The 16,109-nt window shown below is 51.3% G+C and carries 14 protein-coding genes, 2 pseudogenes and 1 CRISPR repeat array (1 of these 17 running past the window's edge); of the genes and pseudogenes, 6 read left to right on the top strand and 10 right to left on the bottom strand.

Going from position 1 to position 16,109, the window contains the following annotated elements:
* Positions 1 to 37 precede the first annotated feature (37 nt).
* Both MYS68_RS09170 and MYS68_RS09165 read right to left on the bottom strand, forming a co-directional pair.
* Positions 38 to 1,045, bottom strand: a complete 1,008-nt coding sequence (locus tag MYS68_RS09170) for an ABC transporter substrate-binding protein (protein ID WP_248925546.1) — start codon at positions 1,043 to 1,045, stop codon at positions 38 to 40.
* 180 nt (positions 1,046 to 1,225) lie between these two features.
* Positions 1,226 to 2,740, bottom strand: a complete 1,515-nt coding sequence (locus MYS68_RS09165) for a carboxypeptidase M32 (protein WP_248925545.1) — start codon at positions 2,738 to 2,740, stop codon at positions 1,226 to 1,228.
* A gap of 111 nt (positions 2,741 to 2,851) precedes the next feature.
* On the opposite strand from MYS68_RS09165, the gene MYS68_RS09160 reads away from it, so the two are divergent.
* Positions 2,852 to 3,181 carry an iron-sulfur cluster biosynthesis family protein gene (locus MYS68_RS09160; RefSeq protein WP_248925544.1) on the top strand — a complete coding sequence of 110 codons (330 nt, stop codon included), beginning with the start codon at positions 2,852 to 2,854 and terminating at the stop codon, positions 3,179 to 3,181.
* A gap of 30 nt (positions 3,182 to 3,211) precedes the next feature.
* Positions 3,212 to 3,778, top strand: coding sequence for a beta-class carbonic anhydrase (locus MYS68_RS09155; RefSeq protein ID WP_248925543.1), 567 nt, complete (start codon positions 3,212 to 3,214; stop codon positions 3,776 to 3,778).
* A 388-nt stretch (positions 3,779 to 4,166) separates the two neighbouring features.
* Here MYS68_RS09155 and MYS68_RS09150 read toward each other — a convergent pair whose 3' ends face one another.
* The 4 genes from MYS68_RS09150 to MYS68_RS09135 all read right to left on the bottom strand — a co-directional run bounded on the left by MYS68_RS09150 (position 4,167) and on the right by MYS68_RS09135 (position 7,562).
* Entirely contained in the window at positions 4,167 to 4,730 is a 564-nt protein-coding gene (locus MYS68_RS09150; RefSeq protein WP_248925542.1) for a hypothetical protein, read from the bottom strand.
* Positions 4,731 to 4,872: 142 nt separating this feature from the next.
* The gene (locus MYS68_RS09145; protein ID WP_248925541.1) at positions 4,873 to 6,306 is read right to left on the bottom strand and encodes a sensor histidine kinase; all 1,434 of its coding nucleotides are present in this window, start codon (positions 6,304 to 6,306) and stop codon (positions 4,873 to 4,875) included.
* Complete coding sequence (locus MYS68_RS09140) at positions 6,299 to 7,033, bottom strand: response regulator transcription factor (protein WP_248925540.1); 735 nt, start codon at positions 7,031 to 7,033, stop codon at positions 6,299 to 6,301. The genes MYS68_RS09145 and MYS68_RS09140 overlap by 8 nt, the downstream gene beginning before the upstream one ends.
* A 1-nt stretch (position 7,034) precedes the next feature.
* Positions 7,035 to 7,562: a DUF309 domain-containing protein gene (locus MYS68_RS09135; RefSeq protein ID WP_248925539.1), complete on the bottom strand. Its 528-nt coding sequence runs from the start codon at positions 7,560 to 7,562 to the stop codon at positions 7,035 to 7,037.
* A 140-nt stretch (positions 7,563 to 7,702) separates the two neighbouring features.
* Here MYS68_RS09135 and MYS68_RS09130 point away from each other — a divergent pair, with 140 nt between their 5' ends.
* The 3 genes from MYS68_RS09130 (at position 7,703) to MYS68_RS09120 (ending at position 10,550) form a co-directional block, all read left to right on the top strand.
* Positions 7,703 to 8,143, top strand: coding sequence for a hypothetical protein (locus MYS68_RS09130; RefSeq protein ID WP_248925538.1), 441 nt, complete (start codon positions 7,703 to 7,705; stop codon positions 8,141 to 8,143).
* Positions 8,144 to 8,175: 32 nt separating this feature from the next.
* Positions 8,176 to 8,451 (top strand): YxcD family protein, encoded by a 276-nt coding sequence (locus MYS68_RS09125; protein ID WP_248925537.1) that lies wholly within the window; start codon positions 8,176 to 8,178, stop codon positions 8,449 to 8,451.
* Positions 8,452 to 8,615: 164 nt separating this feature from the next.
* Positions 8,616 to 10,550: a glycosyl hydrolase family 18 protein gene (locus tag MYS68_RS09120; protein ID WP_248925536.1), complete on the top strand. Its 1,935-nt coding sequence runs from the start codon at positions 8,616 to 8,618 to the stop codon at positions 10,548 to 10,550.
* A gap of 93 nt (positions 10,551 to 10,643) precedes the next feature.
* Here the strand turns inward: MYS68_RS09120 and MYS68_RS09115 are convergent.
* Positions 10,644 to 12,725: pseudogene (locus tag MYS68_RS09115) on the bottom strand (thioredoxin domain-containing protein).
* Between the two features lie 223 nt (positions 12,726 to 12,948).
* Between MYS68_RS09115 and MYS68_RS09110 the strand changes: the two are divergent.
* A complete protein-coding gene (locus MYS68_RS09110) occupies positions 12,949 to 13,620 on the top strand; it encodes a hypothetical protein (RefSeq protein ID WP_248925535.1) in 672 nt (223 codons plus the stop codon).
* 654 nt (positions 13,621 to 14,274) lie between these two features.
* On the opposite strand, the gene MYS68_RS39060 is transcribed toward MYS68_RS09110, so the two are convergent.
* The 3 genes and pseudogenes from MYS68_RS39060 to MYS68_RS39055 all read right to left on the bottom strand — a co-directional run.
* Positions 14,275 to 14,511: a DUF5348 domain-containing protein gene (locus MYS68_RS39060; protein ID WP_420852210.1), complete on the bottom strand. Its 237-nt coding sequence runs from the start codon at positions 14,509 to 14,511 to the stop codon at positions 14,275 to 14,277.
* 37 nt (positions 14,512 to 14,548) lie between these two features.
* Positions 14,549 to 14,953 (bottom strand): hypothetical protein, encoded by a 405-nt coding sequence (locus tag MYS68_RS09105; RefSeq protein ID WP_248925534.1) that lies wholly within the window; start codon positions 14,951 to 14,953, stop codon positions 14,549 to 14,551.
* A gap of 16 nt (positions 14,954 to 14,969) precedes the next feature.
* Positions 14,970 to 15,461, bottom strand: a pseudogene (locus MYS68_RS39055) (transposase family protein); the annotation flags it as partial.
* Between the two features lie 121 nt (positions 15,462 to 15,582).
* Positions 15,583 to 16,109: a CRISPR direct-repeat array (repeat unit 32 nt; unit sequence ATTTCAATCCACGCTCCTACACGAGGAGCGAC) (it continues 3,034 nt past the right edge of the window).

Raw genomic sequence — 16,109 nt, 5'->3', positions numbered from 1 at the left:
TCATCCCCCCTTGCCCGTGTTCGGAAGCGTAAACCCGTCATTTCACCGATTGCTTCGCTTTTTCGGCAAACCGGTTGTTCACGAGCGCTTTATGGTCGGCCCTTTGCTTCAGCTCGCCGGCAGACTGCATGACATCCTGAAGGTTGTTCCATTCCTGCTCGTCAATGATGCCGTCGGTCGCAAAGGAGCCTTGGTCTTTGTAACGTTTGACGACTCCCTTGATTATTTCCTTATCCGTGTCCTGGAAGAAAGGAATAATCGCTTCGGTAATATCGTCCACACTTTTCGCCTGCACCCAGTTTTGCGCCTTCTGTACGGCGTTTGCGAACTTTTGCACCGTGTCCGCGTTTTTGTCGATCGTGCTTTTTTTGGTCATAAATACCGTATACGGCAAATGTCCGCTTTCCACGCCGAAGGACGCTATCACATAGCCTTTTCCCTGCTTTTCGATCACGGTCGCCTGCGGCTCGAACATTTGTACGTAATCGCCGGTTCCCGACAGGAAAGCAGCCGGTATGTTCGCGAATTCGATGTTTTGGATCAGGTTCAAATCCTTCTGCGGGTCGATGCCTTTTTTCTTCAGCGTAAACTCTCCCGCCATTTGCGGCATGCCGCCTTTTCTTTGACCGAGAAACGCGCTTCCCTTGAGCGTTTTCCAGTCGAAATTCGCAATCGGCTTGCGCGAAACTAGGAACGTTCCGTCCGTCTGCGTCAGCTGCATGAAGTTGATGATAGGATCCTGCGAACCTTGCTGGTGCACGAAGATGGATGTCTCCGAGCCGACGAGCGCGACGTCGATGTTGTTTGTGAGCAGCGCCGTCATCGTTTTATCCCCGCCGGGAATCGTCTGCAGTTCCACCTCCAGCCCCTCATCTTTAAAAAATCCTTGCGATATCGCCACATACTCCGGTGCGTAGAAAATCGAACGCGTCACCTCCCCGATCCGTACTTTTTTAAGGCCGCCCGCCTGCTGTCCGCAGCTGCTTAGAACAATCGCGGCAGCCAGCAAAGCAGCCAGCCATGCCGCCCACTTTCCTTTTTTCATAGGCCAGTCCCTCCTGAGTCATTTGTTTCGAGATATGATAACCTATGCACGAGCCCAGAAAGGGGTGAACGCCCCGCCGAATGTAAGGGATTTCTTTAATTGTGGGTGAACAAAAATAAACCGCCGGGCCAATGAACCCAACGGTTTATTCGTTTCATGCGATTTGCAGTTGCCCGTCCGTTACAGGCGGTATATGTCCGTATACTTCTCCTCCAAATAGCGGACCAGGTAATCCGGATTCAGCTCTTCTCCCGTCACCTGCATGATGATTTCACCCGGATTCAGCGATTTGCCGTATTGATAAATTTTTTCCGCCAGCCAATCTTTGATCGGGTGAAGCTGACCGGCCTCGATCAAGCCATCCAGATTCGGCAGCTCGCGTCTCATCGTGTTCATCATTTGCGCCGCATACATATTTCCGAGCGCATAGGACGGGAAATATCCGAAGGCGCCTCCGGACCAATGCACATCCTGCAGCACACCGTCGCCGTTGTTCGTCGGCTCCACGCCGAGATACTCCTTGTATTTGGAGTTCCACACTTCCGGCAGATCGGCCACCTTGACGGTGCCGCTGAACAGCGCCTTTTCGATCTCGTAGCGGACCATGATGTGCAGGTTGTACGTCAGTTCGTCGGCTTCGATGCGGATGAGCGACGGCTCGACAAGGTTGGTCGCACGGTAGAACTGCTCGACCGTCACGTTGTCAAACTGCCCCGGGTAGTTTTTTTGCAGATCGCCATAATACCGCGTCCAGAACGGCCGGCTGCGCCCGATCATGTTTTCCCAGAAGCGGGACTGCGACTCGTGGATTCCCATCGACGTGCCAGTCGACAGCGGGGTTCCGTTCAGCTCCTGCGAAATGTTTTGCTCGTAGAGCGCATGTCCGCCTTCATGAATCGTGCCGAACAAGGCGCTGTTCACATCGTCCGGCAAATAACGCGTCGTAATCCGCACATCCCCCGGATTCAGCCCCGTCGCAAACGGATGCACGGTCTCGTCAAGCCGCCCGGCCTCGAAGTCGTAACCCATTTGCTCCAAAATAAACAGGCTGAATTTGCGCTGCTTTTCCTTATCGAACTGCTGGTGCAGAAAGCTCGTATCCGGCCGGTTCGGTGACGCCTGGATGCGTCCGAGCAGCGGCACCGCTTTGTCCCGCAGCGCTCCGAACACTTGATCAAGCTTCTCCACCGTCATGCCGGGCTCGTACATGTCGAGCAGCGTGTTGTATTTGTGGCCTTCGTAGCCCCACAGCTCGATAAACTCCAGATTGGTCGCTACAATCTTCTCCAAATACGGCTGGAACATCGCCCAATCGCCGCTATGCTTCGCCTCTTCCCAAACCGATTCGGCTTGCGACGTCAGCACGACGTAAGCTTCGTATTTGTCGGGCGGGATTTTTTTGCTGCGCTCGTAATCCTTTTTGCATTCGGTGACGATGCGTTTTCCGATACGGTCCAGCTGCTCGAACCGGGACGCTTCCGAGAAATAATCGATATATTCCCCCATTTGCTCGGATGTCGACAACCGGAACGATTCGCCGGACAGCACGCCGATCACCTCGGATCTGGTCGCCACCCCTTTTTTCGGGGCGCCGGTGCGCAAATCCCAATATAAGACGCCAAGCGCTTCCTCGTAGCTCTTGATTTTTTTCAAATAGTCGCGGAATTCCTTCCATTTGGTCTGAACGTCGCTCATTGCTTCGGCTCCTTCCTTTATTTGCTATCCTGATCATACTCTGACCGTAAGTCAGAAGCAAATATCACCCTGTTTATGTTATAATCGTTCTAAAGAAAGGAGTGAAGCCGGATGCATATTACATTTACGCCCGCCGCCGCGGAACAGCTGGAACCTAAGCTTGCCGAACCAAGCTCCAGGCTGAAGCTCGTTTATGACAACGAAGGGTGCGGCTGCGCGGTAAACGGGGTACCCGCCCTCTGGATCGTAGATAACGGAAATCCGGAGGACCGCAGCGCGAAAGGCGAGCCGTTCGACGTGCTGTTTCAGGCGAAAGACGAAATTTATTTCGAAGATGCGATGCTCATTGATTACAACCCGGAGCGTCGAAGCTTTATATTGAAAAGCAATCAGCAAATTTACACGACGCATCTTCGCCTGAGCGACCGCAGAAATCAATAACACATTAATCTTTACAAGGAGAGATACCACATGACTTTGTTATCCGAACTTATCGAATTTAATCAGCAATTCGTAGAAAATAAGCAGTACGAGCAGTTCCGTACGACGAAATTCCCCGACAAGAAAATGGTCATTATCACCTGCATGGACGCACGGCTGACGGAGCTGCTGCCCAAAGCGCTGAACCTTCGCAACGGCGACGCCAAAATCATCAAAAACGCCGGCGCCGTCGTCTCCCACCCGTTCGGCAGTATTATGCGCAGCATCATCGTTGCGGTGTATCAGCTGGCCGCGAAGGAAATTTTCGTCATCGGCCACTATGAATGCGGCATGACCGGCCTCAACCCGGAGGAGGTCGTGTCCAAAGCCAAGAGCCGCGGCGTATCCATCGATACGATCGATACGCTGCAGCATGCCGGCATCGACCTGAACCGCTGGCTGACCGGTTTCGACTATGTGCACGACAGCGTATTGGGCAGCGTCAACATTATCCGCAACCATCCGCTACTGCCGAAAAATTTGCCGGTTCACGGTTTGGTCATCAATCCGGAGACGGGGAAACTCGATGTTGTTGTCGAGGGGTACACGGGGGTATAACCCTATATCTCCCCTTTCCCCCAATTGGGTAGGATTACCCCCTAAATCCCCCTTAAAGGGGGACCCCAGGCGCTCGGGCGCCCTGGTCCCGCCCGACGGGAGCGGCAGCTCGCTGCTAGTTCGCGTTTGTCCGGCATGGAATTATTGCTGTCAGGCAATAATTCCAATGCCGGACACGCTCTACTTTTGGCGCGATGCAGCGGTCGGTACTATGTGCCTCGGACCCGCGAACTGTCCGGCACGTTTCGGCTGACGCCGAAATGGTGCCGGACTCGCTTTACTTTCGGCGCGATGCAGCGGGAGAATACAACAACATATCAACCACGCAAACCTTAACCAACCGCTAAGCACAAAAGAGCGCCGAAGAGGCTTACCGCCTCCGGCGCTCTTATTGCTTCGCTTTTGCTTCGAGCAGCTCGATCAGCTGCTGCTCGACGTTTTTTCCGCTCGGCGGCTCGTCGCCCGCTTTGTGCGAAGGCGGAGGATGGAGCGGCTGGCCGTCCTCTCCTTTTCTCCGTTCCTTGAATTCCTTGATCAGCTTTTCCCGTTCGCTTTCGCTTAACTCGTCCAGGTTGATTTTCTCTTTTTTGGCCGACTGCATCTTTTTTTTCACGCGTTCCTGATAGTCGTCGTAAAATTGTTTTTGATCCGGAGTCAGTATATCGACAATTTTTTTCTGGTCTGCATTTGTCAAAATTCCTTCGGAACTGTTTTTGCGGATAATCGGGAGCAGAACTGTCGCCTGGGACTTGCTGATCGCGAGACCTTCCCGCTTATCCATCTGCATCAGGATTTGAAAGAGCAGCACCAATTGCTTCTCGCTCAGGTTCTGCACCTCTTCCTCCGCCGGCGGAAGGACGGCCGGTTTGTCTTCTTGCGGCTTCGCGCTCACGCAACCGCTCACGATCAGACAAATCATGACGATCGGCAGAAACCACCTTTTGAATATCAATCGACCCCACCCTTCCTTCGAAAAATCCGGCGTTACTGCTATATGAAGAAAGAATACCTCGTATTCTTGATGAAACTATGGATAGATTGTAAAAAAAGTGTAAACGTTTGATAACCCCCTGGCCCTCCGCAGTCACTCATCTTTAAATCTCCGACAGCGGAAAACGCAATGTAAATTCGGTACCCTCCCCTACGGCGCTGCGAACCGAGACGTTCCCGCCCATGCCGCCGACCAGATGCTTTACGATCGTAAGACCAAGACCCGTCCCTTCGGAGCTCGGGGTACGGGATTGTTCCGCCTTGTAAAAGCGCTCCCAAATACGGGCCAAATCTTCCTCGCGCATGCCGATGCCGGTATCGCGGACGACAATGACTGCCCCATCCCCTTCTTCATATAAGAGTACATCAATGCGCTGGCCGGACGAAGTAAATTGAATGGCGTTGTACAGCAGATTCTGCATCACCTGCGCAAACCGGTCCGGATCCAGGTCGGCCGTCAAAGGCCCGAACTCTCCGTCAAGCAAACTGACGTGCAGATCAAGCTGTTTCTCTTCGATGCGGGTATGGATGACGTCGAGCACTTCCTGAATTTTTTCCTTGATGACGACCGGACGGGTACGGAAAACGTCGACGCCGTTCTGGATGCGCGCCAAATCGAGCAGATCGCTCACCAGCCGCTGCAGCCGCTGCACCTCGTACTCGCATATTTTCAAATAATGCGAATACTTGTCCTCCGGCACCACCTTGTCGTTCATCGCCACAATAAGGCCGCGCAGCGTCGTCAGCGGCGATCGCAGCTCATGGGAAACGTTGGCCAGAAACTCCTGGCGGTTATCCTCCCAGCTCTGGAGCTGGTCCACCATGAAGTTGAAGCTTTGCGCGAGCTGGCCGATTTCGTCCGTCGAATTCACCGGCACGCGAGTTGTAAAATCGCCGTTCGCGAGCTCAATCGCCGCCCGGTTCATCTGCTGAAGAGGACCCGCGAGCTTGCGCGAAAGGATGTAAAGGATAAGTCCGACCGCAAGCAGCGAAAACAAAATCGGCATCATAATATTAAGCCGGACGGCGGCGATCGCTTCGCTGATTTCAACGGCAGGCACGTGAAAAAACACGACGATCGGATGGCCGTTAAACCGCTCCGGAGCGTAATAGGTCAGTGTATCCTTCTGCGAATCGTCAAAGCGGTACCCGCTTACCGTAAAACCGGTGTGCCCCTTTAAACCGTCAATGAACAGCGGATCCATCTGCTTCGGGATCATCGTGCCTTCTTTCTCCGAGGAGCCGTTCATGATGTTGCCTTTCTCGTCGACAAGCCAAACATGCCCGTTGATGCTGCGTGCGACAATTCGGATGCCGAAGCGCAGCTCGCGGATCGAAATGGTTCCTTCCTGGTAATTCGGCAGCAGCTTGGACACCTCGGCCGACCGGGCCTGCAGCAAATCTTTTTTATCCTTATAAAATAAGTCCGTGAAGTAGTAATTCCAGAAAACAGCGAGCCCGATAAAAAACAGCACGCACGTCGCCAGAAACGACAAAAAAATCTTGATGTACAGGCTGCCGAACCAGCGCCTAAGCATGCGGATTCACCTCAAAGGAATAGCCGATGCCCCAAACCGTTTGGATCGTCCATTCCTCGCGGGGCCCCAGCTTTTTGCGCAAGTTTTTCACATGCGCGTCCACGGTCCGGGTCCCGCCGATAAAATCGAAATTCCACACATAGCCGAGCAGATCTTCCCGCGTGTACACCCTTCCCGGGTTGCTGGCGAGAAAGTAAAGCAGCTCCACTTCCTTCGGAGTGAGGTCCATCTTCATGCCGTCGACCGTTACTTTGTACTGCTCCTGGTCGATAACGAGCTTGCCGACCTGCAGCAGCTTTTTCTTTTCTGCCGCTGTCTTCACCGGTACGGCCGCAGCCGTTTGGAACTGGGTGCGTCTGAGCACCGCTTTGATGCGCGCCACCAGTTCGTTCGGGTCGAAAGGCTTGACGATATAATCGTCCACGCCCAGGTTGAAGCCGCGCAGCTTGTCGATCGATTCCCCTTTGGCCGTCAAAAAAATAATCGGCGTCGACGCGCGCGGCCCGTCCAATCCGCGTATCAGCTGGCACAGCTCGAAGCCGGACAAATCCGGCAGCATCACGTCAAGCAGCACGAGCTCCGGCTCGCTGCGCTGCAGCGTATCCATCACTTCGCCGCCGCGGTATACGATCACCGGCTCGAAGCCGGCATGCTCCAAATAAAGCCGGATCACTTCCACAATATTCGGCTCGTCGTCCACGACCATGATTTTGCCCAGTGCAGCCATATTAACCCCTCTTTTGCTGCATTTTCAATTGCTCCGCCCGCGCTTCGATCACTTCGGACCGGTCCCGCAGCGAATGCTTGTGGATCAAATAGCCATCTTCCATATTGCTCGGCGCCCCCCACTGCAGCTTATGCCGCTCGCAACGCTGGAGGCAAAGCCGCCGCAGCTGCTCGTCCCGCAGCGGAATGTCGATATCGGCATAAGCCGCATCCGGGGCCGTGCGGAGCTGATTGATCCTCTCCAGCAGCGCCTCCTTGAAGCTTGCCGCTTCGATCCCCAGCTCCTGCATATCTTCATCCGTGAGCAGCTTTACCGCGCTTTCCAGCATTTTAACTGCCCCCGTTATATTTCTGCGCCGATGATGGTACATCCCCACCGCTACCTGAATCAGTCCCACATAGGCACGGCTTAACGGATCTTCGCGGTGCTGCTTCCAATATTCTTCCATCACCTCATGGCATTCGAAAAAATCGCGCTCGGCGTGAAAATAAACCAGATAATCGATATAAGCTTCGGGATAAGTTGTCATTCGGATGACCTCATTTACGTTATGCTTTAGACTTGCAACGTATATTTTAACAAGAAGCGATCAAAACTGAAACCAATGCCTACATATTACGTATAGAAATGTGAATCACATAAATTCAGTATATACCGGAGGAATGAAACATGCTAAAAAAATTTGCAGCTCTCATGTTGGCAGCGACACTTGTTTTCACAGTAGCCGCACCGGCAGCGACCGTTGACGCCAAAAGCTATTCGTCGCCAAAGCGAAGCTACAGCCCGAGCACGCCTAGCAAATCCGAGGCGCCGACGAACAATGTGACGAAACCCGATGCTACGACATCCGCCAATAAAACGCCGGGCTCCACGACAAACGCGCCCACGCAAAACCGCGGATTTTTCAGCGGCGGTCTGATGAAGGGATTGCTGATCGGCGGTCTTGCCGGCATGCTGTTCGGCGGTTTGTTCGGAGGCATGGGCTTCCTCGGCAACCTGCTCGGCTTCATCGTCAACGTGCTGGCGATCGTGGTTGTCGTCGTTCTCATCCGCAAGCTGTTCGTGTACTTCCGCGACCGCAAAAAAATGAACGAAGCACGCCGATATTAATCCAAGCTTTCGCGAAAACGGGGTGCTGACATATGCGGCTTTATGAGCAGGACATCGTGAACGCCATCTGTTTGAACATGGCGCAGCGCAAACAGGTTCGGCCCGAGGAAGTCGAGGTCGAGCTGAAATACGACGACGATTACGGTTTTTCCGCCGAAGTGTTCGTTCAAGGACGAAGCCAGATTCTGGTTGCGGCCAATATGCTCGAAGCAATTGAGCGGTATCTTTTTACCGAGCAGGGACTTCGCATATTTCGCGATCAAATTCAGCTGAAGCTCGAAGACGAAATCGTCGCAGACATCGTTTAAGACAAAAAATCGCGTTAATCACGCAATTTAACCAATATTTGCTGGGTTTCCACCACTTTCCTAACGGAAGGTGGTTTTTTTGCCTCTTCTTTCTATAAGTCTATCGCAACTATTTCGCGGAAAACGCGTTTAATAGAATAGATTATAGGAAAGAGGCGTGATACATGATACATAAGAAAGCGATAGCAGGCTTGTCCCTTCTTGCACTCTTGATGTCGTCAGCTTCGGGAACGGCACTCGCTGCCGATAAAACAAGCAAATATCGCGTATTTCAGGACGATAAGATCCTGCTGGAAACTTCAGATTACAAGAAAGCGGAAAGTTATGCCAAATCGTTCCGCTCGAGTCACGTCGAGGAAATTGCCACGCGCAAATGGCTCTGGGATAATTACCCCCGATATAAGCTGTACCAGAACGACTACAGCAGCTCCGACTGGGAATTCGCCACCCTCGATCAGGCGATGCGGGAGGCCGCCAATTGGACGCGTGCCAGCATCCGCGATCTGCAATCCGGCGGCTGGGTATGGAATAATTACCCGAAATACCGGGTATATCAAGGAGATATTACGCTCGACAACTGGGAGTTCGCGACACTCGCGCAAGCGATGGCGGAAGCCCGCAAATGGGGTAGCTCCCACATCATCGACCTGAAGGATCACCGCTGGGTTTGGGACAATATCCCGGCAGACGCCAAACAAAGCGCGCGCTCCTCCGGCCTCAAAATCTATCAAGTGTACCAAGGTACATATACGAGCGAGGACTGGAAATTCGCCACTCTCGAGGATGCCGTGAACGAAAGCTTGAGCTGGGGAGACTCCACGGTCGTTAATTTGGAGAAAAACGGACAGGTCGTTTTTTCGAATGTGAAATCGTACAAGGTGTATCAGAATGATACTTTACTCGATTCATTTCTGAATCCGGACGATGCGATCAGCTACGCCAAACAATGGGCGCACGCCAAAGTCGTGGACTCGTCAAGATCGGCTGCTCCGGGCAGCTATGGCATTTGGAATAATTATCCTTATTATCAAGTGTATCAAAGCGACAATTTGATCAACGATTTCAATACGATTCCGGATGCGCTGTCTTACGCGATGGGTTACAGCAACGCTTCGATCCGACTGCTGGACGGCACGAAAATTTGGGACAATTACCGCAAGCTGCAGTTTTGGGGATGGAACGGCAATTCCACTGACGCGACGATCCGCGCGCATGTGAACAATACAACCGGCCTCGACGTCGACTCGCCTACTTACTTCGAACTTGCGGACAGCTCCGGCACGTTAACCGACAAGTCGAACAAGGATACGGTCGCGTGGTTGAAAAGCCAAGGCATCGCCGTTCACCCGCTCGTCAGCAACCAGTTCGATTCGGCGCTGACCTCGCAGTTCCTGGCCAATAAGGACGCGCAGAACAAGTTTATTCAGGCGCTTGTGAAACGGGCGTCCGAGCTTGGCGTGAACGGGCTGAACATCGATTTTGAAAACTTGAGCGGCAAAGACCGGAGCGCATTTACTGCGTTTATAAAAAGCTTGACCGACGCCGCCCATGGGCAAGGATTGGTCGTCTCGATCGACCTGCCGCGCGGCAGCGTGAAGTGGAACGCCCAAACCGCCTTCGACCACGAAAAGCTGGCTGAAATCGTCGATTACATCGTCACCATGACTTATGACCAACATTACTCGGGCAGCAAGGAACCGGGCTCGGTCGCCGGTCTGCAGTGGGTTGAAGAAGGGGTTCAGGAGTTTCTGTCTTACGGGATTCCGCGGGATAAGCTCATTATGGGGATTCCTTTCTACGTGCGCGTATGGAAAATCGACGCCAGCGGCAACCTGGACAGCAACCGCGCCGTACTTTTGAAAGACATTCCGAACCTGATCAGCAGCAAAAAGGCCACGCTGACCTGGGACAGCCGATTTAACCAATACCGCGTTGAATACAGCGAAGACGGTTATAAATTCGTGTTCTGGCAGGAAAACGAAGACACCGTCAATGCCCGCCTCGATATCGCCAAGAAATACGATTTGGCCGGCGTCGCCGCATGGCGCCTCGGCTACGATCCGGCGGAGCTGTGGAAGACGATGATCCAGAAGAAGTAAAACGTCAGTTGTACATGCAAACAAGCGCCGCAACCGGTTAAAGTTGCGGCGCTCTTTCTTTGGTCAAATGGCCCTACAAAATGTCTGATCGTTTTATTCCAAAGCTTCCAGCTCCTCCAGTTCGTCCGTCGGCGCGTGGCACGCGTAGTTTTCGCACACATACGCGGTTGCCCGCCCACCGAGCGCGACTTTGTCCTGAACGAGCGGAATGGTTTGTGTAACGCTATCGTCCGCCGGCTGGGAAGGATTCAAGATCGCAATGGCGTTCGGCAAAAATTTACGCTGCACGGTACGGATCATCGCCTGCGTATCCTCCCTGGCCGGATCTCCGGCGATTACGATTTCCTTCGTCGGCCCGTACGCGAAATCGAGCGCGATCAGGAACAACGCATGTCCCGCCGGGTAGCGCTCCACCGAACCGGCGAACGCCTGCAGCTGCTCATCCGCCTTCTGCGACAAGTCCGCCCGGTAGGCGTATTTCGCCAGCCGCAGCAAGTTGAGCGCCGCGGCGGAGTTGCCGGACGGCATCGCACCGTCGTAGATCTCCTTGGGCCGCGTAAACAGCTGCTCCGCATCTTCGCCGTAGAAGAAGAAACCGCCCTTCTCATCGTCCCAGAACAGCCGAATCATATCGTCGTTCAGTTCCAGCGCCAGTCTCAAATGGCCGATGTCGAACGTCGCCTCGTACAGCTCGATCAGCCCCCATACGAGAAACGCATAATCGTCGAGATAAGCCGGAAACGCCGCATCGCCGTCGCGGTAACGCGCAAGCAGACGTCCGTCCGGGCGCCTCAGCTTCGTCGTGATAAAGCTGACCGCCTTGGCCGCCGCTTCCGCATAACCCGGCTTCTGCAGCGCCTTCGCCGCCTTGGCGAGCGCCATGATCATCAGACCGTTCCATGACGTCAAAATTTTATCGTCCTTATGGGGATGAACCCGAGTTTCCCGATGCTCAAAGAGCTTGCGGCGAGCCTCCTCCAGCCGCAACTTCACGGCAGCCGGCTCCTGTCCCTTGCGCTGTGCAAACGAATCCAAGGAGGCGCCGATCAGGTTCGGGATGCTGTGCCCTTCGAAATTGCCGTGCTCGGTAATATCGAAAGCTTGGCAATACAGATCGCCGTCATCCTCGCCCAACACCTGTTTGACCTCATCCGGCGTCCAGACGTAGAACTTGCCCTCTTCCCCTTCGGAATCGGCATCCTCCGCCGAATAAAATCCGCCTTCCGGATCCGTCATATCCCGCAGCACATAGGTAAAAATTTGCTCCGCCACATCGGCGTACCGCCCTTTACCCGTCAACTGATAAGCCTCAATGTACGTCATCGCAAGCAGCGCATTGTCGTACAGCATTTTTTCAAAATGCGGAACAAGCCACTTCTCATCCGTCGAGTAGCGGGCGAACCCGAACCCGACATGGTCGTACATGCCGCCGCGGTACATCGCGTCCAACGTTTTTTCCGCCATCTGCAGCGCCTTTTCATTGCCGGTCCGCTTGTAGTAACGCAGCAAATACGACACATTATGTGAAGTCGGAAACTTGGGAGCATCGCCGAACCCTCCGTACTGGGCATCGAATATGCTCTCATACATCCGGTAGGCGCGATGCAGCGTCTCCTCGGAGATTTCTCCCTCCAAGTTGGACAACATTTGCTTCTGCGTCTCTTCAATCACCTGCGTGCCGATTTGGCTCACCCGCTCTTGATCCTCTTTCCATTTGTCCGCAAGCTGCGGCAAAATGTCCATCAGCCCGGGCCGCCGGTATTTCCTCCCTTTCGGGAAATAGGTACCCGCAAAAAACGGCTTCTTATCCGGCGTCATGACGATGGTCAGCGGCCATCCCCCCTGCCCCGTCATCGCCTGGCAAACGGTCATGTACAAATTATCTACGTCCGGCCGCTCCTCGCGATCCACCTTGATCGACACAAAGTCGCGGTTTAACAGCTCGGCTACTTCCACGTCCTCGAACGACTCGCGCTCCATGACGTGGCACCAATGGCAAGTCGGCTTAAGCCACTACGAATACCCAATAGATAAAAAGATGGGCTTGTTTTCGCGCTTGGCGAATTCAAAAGCCTCATCGGACCATGGGAACCAGTCCACCGGATTGTATGCGTGCTGCAGCAAGTACGGTGACTTTTCCTTGGCTAATCTATTGGGTTTGCTGTTCGTTGTCATGGGGCACCACCTCCTTGGTTTTTGGGATTTGGATTAAATAAAGCTTATGGTTATTATACCCAAACGGGCGGGGAAAGTCGCAAGAATAGAATATTGGCCCTCAGAATTCAAATATGTAATTCTCTTTCCAAATATTTGTTTATTCTCTATAATCAAATAAATACTCATATAGAGAGAGGTGAAAATTGTGTATTTTGAAAATCCTGATTATTATGAGGATCATATGAAACAAGATATTCACTTTTTCATTTTTCTTTTTAAACTTGAAACATATAAGGAGTACGTATTAAAGTTAGAAAAATTAATTGAAGAAGAAACTATCTCTATCGAACAAGGAATAGAAGAACTAATAGCCAATGCTCCAGAGACAAAAAAAGAGACCCTAAGAACCTCCCTTGATGATTCTGAAGTATTTCACCTTAAATATTCTTACCCACCAATTTTGAGAAAATCATTATTTATAAGCATTTATTCATACTTAGAAGTCGAGCTTAATAATCTCTGCAATAAAATTAAAGAAAATAAAAATCTTACTTTATCTGTAAAAGATATAAAGGGAGCAGGAATTGAACGAGCTGCTGTGTATTTAAGTAAAGTCGTTCATATTGAGTCACCATTTCAAACTTCATTATGGAGAGAAATAAAATCACTTAATGATATCCGCAATTTCTTTGTTCATGATAATGGAGATAGAATCTACTCTACTCAACATAAACAACTTATAATATCATTAAAATCTTTCTCCCCACATATCAGGCTGTATGAACCTGAAGCAGGTGAATACGGTATCGAAATAGAAAAAGAGTTTTGTAATCTTGTTATAGCAACGGTTGAAGCATTTTTAAGACAAGTAATCAGTGCAATACTAAATAAAGGCATAAAATTGGATATGTAAATTCAGCCACGTAATGATCGTCGATGTCTATGTATTAGAAAACTTGATTTCTCATCTCGTTTTGTCAGTTAAATCTTTCTTCTCATTGGCTAGTCATTGTGTGCGCTGTTCGTTGTCATGGGGCACCACCTCCTAGATTTCTGGATTTTTTTGATATATCAAGCTTAGCATAACCAAAAAAAAGAAAAACATACAGTTCAAAAATTCCTTCACCCCTTGACGAGTGAATGTTTGATGCAAACAAAAATAGGCTGGTCCTAGAGTTAAATAGATGCAGCCTATTATTCGTATGAATGTTGTTTACTAATCAATATACTAATTAATTAGCATATTTTATTTATGAACCCACCTACTTAATGATTTCTCGTTAAGCAGGTGGGCAACCTCTTTTATCTTATTTTCTCTTAAGTGAACGGGATTGATTCATTTTTCAACTGTGAATTCGCAAATTAATCCGGCACTACTTTTGCAAATTACAGCCGCAACAACAGGGGCCATTTTCTAGAGTTTTTCATAATAATTCAGCATGACCGGCGCTGGATTTGCACATAATCACGGCATTTCGGCAGCAGGTTTTTTCCATAAATAAGCAGCCAAGGTTCTTCTGGCTGCCGAGGGGACTTGTCCATCAGACAAGATCACGGTATACTCCATCTATCGCACCCGAATCCAGTAACTCACGCTCGGATGAAGGTGGAACCGGGTGTTATGAAAGTAAACCACCCATTCGGAATCCAGTTCGATTCGGCAGGGCAGAAAGTCGTCCCCTACCTTCATCTCAAAGGATTCTCCGCATTGCACGACTGCTGGACGGGGGTAGGCGTCCCAGATTTCCCAGTATTCGAATCGTGTATTGTACAGGATGCGACCGTCTCGACTCTTTGGCGTCATCGTCATCACATCCCGTACTCCGTAGCCGCGATGCGGATCAGATCGGCGTCAATCTGTTCCGCCTTGCGCTGGAAACCGTGCAAAGCGCACGAACGGCAAGTTTGTTCACCAGCCGGGGATATCCCTTAGTACTCACGGCGAGAGCCTCCATGGCGGCATCCATGAAAATCGGGTTTTTGGCACCCGCGAGGTTCATATGGTGGACGACGTACTCTTTCACTTCGTCCTTGGTCAGCGGCTCTACCTGGTGGGACAGCAGGAGTCGTTGTGCCAGCGGGCGGTTGTGGTTGAGCGTGAGCCGGTCCCTAAGGTAAGGCAGGCCACATAGAAGTAGAAGGAACAGGTTCGACAAATCCATGTAAAAATTAAACAGCAGATTCAAATCGCTGAGGAACACATCCTTGGCCATTTGCATTTCATCGAGAATAAATACCGGTGTCACCTTTCGCTCCTGAAATCTTACGGCCGCGCTTGTGCGAGTTTACGCCAACAGCCGCGCCTTCTTGATGGCCATAAACCGTCTCCACTATAGAATCCAAGTCTAAGATGATAGAGGTTGGAAGACAAGGCGATAAGATCTGGATGTTCAATTGCTTCATCTCATTCACCATCACGAACTTCGTCCATCCAAACCGAACCAATTCCTATTAAAGTAAATAATGGTGAGGACAACGCCCTCCAAGGAACCGGCGAATTAAGCTATACTTCTGTAGAGTCCGAAAGTGAAAAATCCGTTGGCAGCCCAGCATCCACCCGATGATCAGGTACAGAAGAATCCGGTGAATGGGAAACAGAGAGTTGGATTGTTCCAAAGCGGATAGCTGTGTAAGAGCCTGCGAAAGCTGGATGCGTTCCAGGTATTCTAGGAAAATCTTGCTCCCGGCAACATTCGTTGCATTTTGTAGCGAAAATTCACACTTGATTTTTGAAATTTCTCTGGTAGACTTCACCTTAAAGGTGCTCCTCTCTTTGGGTGATGTGTTTTCGACAAAGACCATTCTACCAAAGATTCGGAGCTCTTTTCACGTTTTCAAAGAGATATACTTTCAAAATTGAGGATTAAAATTCGAGTTTTCAATCCACGCTCCTACACGAGGAGCGACAAATGATCGTCAGCGGCGCACCAAACGCTCCAAATTTCAATCCACGCTCCTACACGAGGAGCGACTATATCCGTGTTGATTGATCCAATCCCATATCGGCTATTTCAATCCACGCTCCTACACGAGGAGCGACGGATTTCCGATTTTTGTATGTATTTGGCTGCTGACATTTCAATCCACGCTCCTACACGAGGAGCGACGTGACTCCGCCCTCATTTTGATCGCTAACATGCTATTTCAATCCACGCTCCTACACGAGGAGCGACACCATCGTTCCCGTTTGAGCTCCAGAACTATTCGTATTTCAATCCACGCTCCTACACGAGGAGCGACGCCGATCGATTTCCCTGAACAATCTTGATCTATCATTTCAATCCACGCTCCTACACGAGGAGCGACTGCATTTCCAGCCGGAGATTGACCCCGTCTTCACTCATTTCAATCCACGCTCCTACACGAGGAGCGACCAGCGTAATTTTCCGCAATATACTGGGT

The sequence above is a fragment of the Paenibacillus hamazuiensis genome, assembly GCF_023276405.1.
Lineage (GTDB): Bacteria > Bacillota > Bacilli > Paenibacillales > NBRC-103111 > Paenibacillus_AF > Paenibacillus_AF hamazuiensis.
This window is presented reverse-complemented; position numbering and strand designations above follow the sequence as displayed.

What these genes read in the sequence shown, in the direction of transcription:
- MYS68_RS09170 (WP_248925546.1), bottom strand. Translation starts at nt 1,045, where the DNA reads ATGAAAAAAGGAAAGTGGGCGGCATGGCTGGCTGCTTTGCTGGCTGCC.
- MYS68_RS09165 (WP_248925545.1), bottom strand. Translation starts at nt 2,740, where the DNA reads ATGAGCGACGTTCAGACCAAATGGAAGGAATTCCGCGACTATTTGAAA.
- MYS68_RS09160 (WP_248925544.1), top strand. Translation starts at nt 2,852, where the DNA reads ATGCATATTACATTTACGCCCGCCGCCGCGGAACAGCTGGAACCTAAG.
- MYS68_RS09155 (WP_248925543.1), top strand. Translation starts at nt 3,212, where the DNA reads ATGACTTTGTTATCCGAACTTATCGAATTTAATCAGCAATTCGTAGAA.
- MYS68_RS09145 (WP_248925541.1), bottom strand. Translation starts at nt 6,306, where the DNA reads ATGCTTAGGCGCTGGTTCGGCAGCCTGTACATCAAGATTTTTTTGTCG.
- MYS68_RS09140 (WP_248925540.1), bottom strand. Translation starts at nt 7,033, where the DNA reads ATGGCTGCACTGGGCAAAATCATGGTCGTGGACGACGAGCCGAATATT.
- MYS68_RS09135 (WP_248925539.1), bottom strand. Translation starts at nt 7,562, where the DNA reads ATGACAACTTATCCCGAAGCTTATATCGATTATCTGGTTTATTTTCAC.
- MYS68_RS09130 (WP_248925538.1), top strand. Translation starts at nt 7,703, where the DNA reads ATGCTAAAAAAATTTGCAGCTCTCATGTTGGCAGCGACACTTGTTTTC.
- MYS68_RS09125 (WP_248925537.1), top strand. Translation starts at nt 8,176, where the DNA reads ATGCGGCTTTATGAGCAGGACATCGTGAACGCCATCTGTTTGAACATG.
- MYS68_RS09120 (WP_248925536.1), top strand. Translation starts at nt 8,616, where the DNA reads ATGATACATAAGAAAGCGATAGCAGGCTTGTCCCTTCTTGCACTCTTG.
- MYS68_RS09110 (WP_248925535.1), top strand. Translation starts at nt 12,949, where the DNA reads ATGAAACAAGATATTCACTTTTTCATTTTTCTTTTTAAACTTGAAACA.
- MYS68_RS39060 (WP_420852210.1), bottom strand. Translation starts at nt 14,511, where the DNA reads ATGACGCCAAAGAGTCGAGACGGTCGCATCCTGTACAATACACGATTC.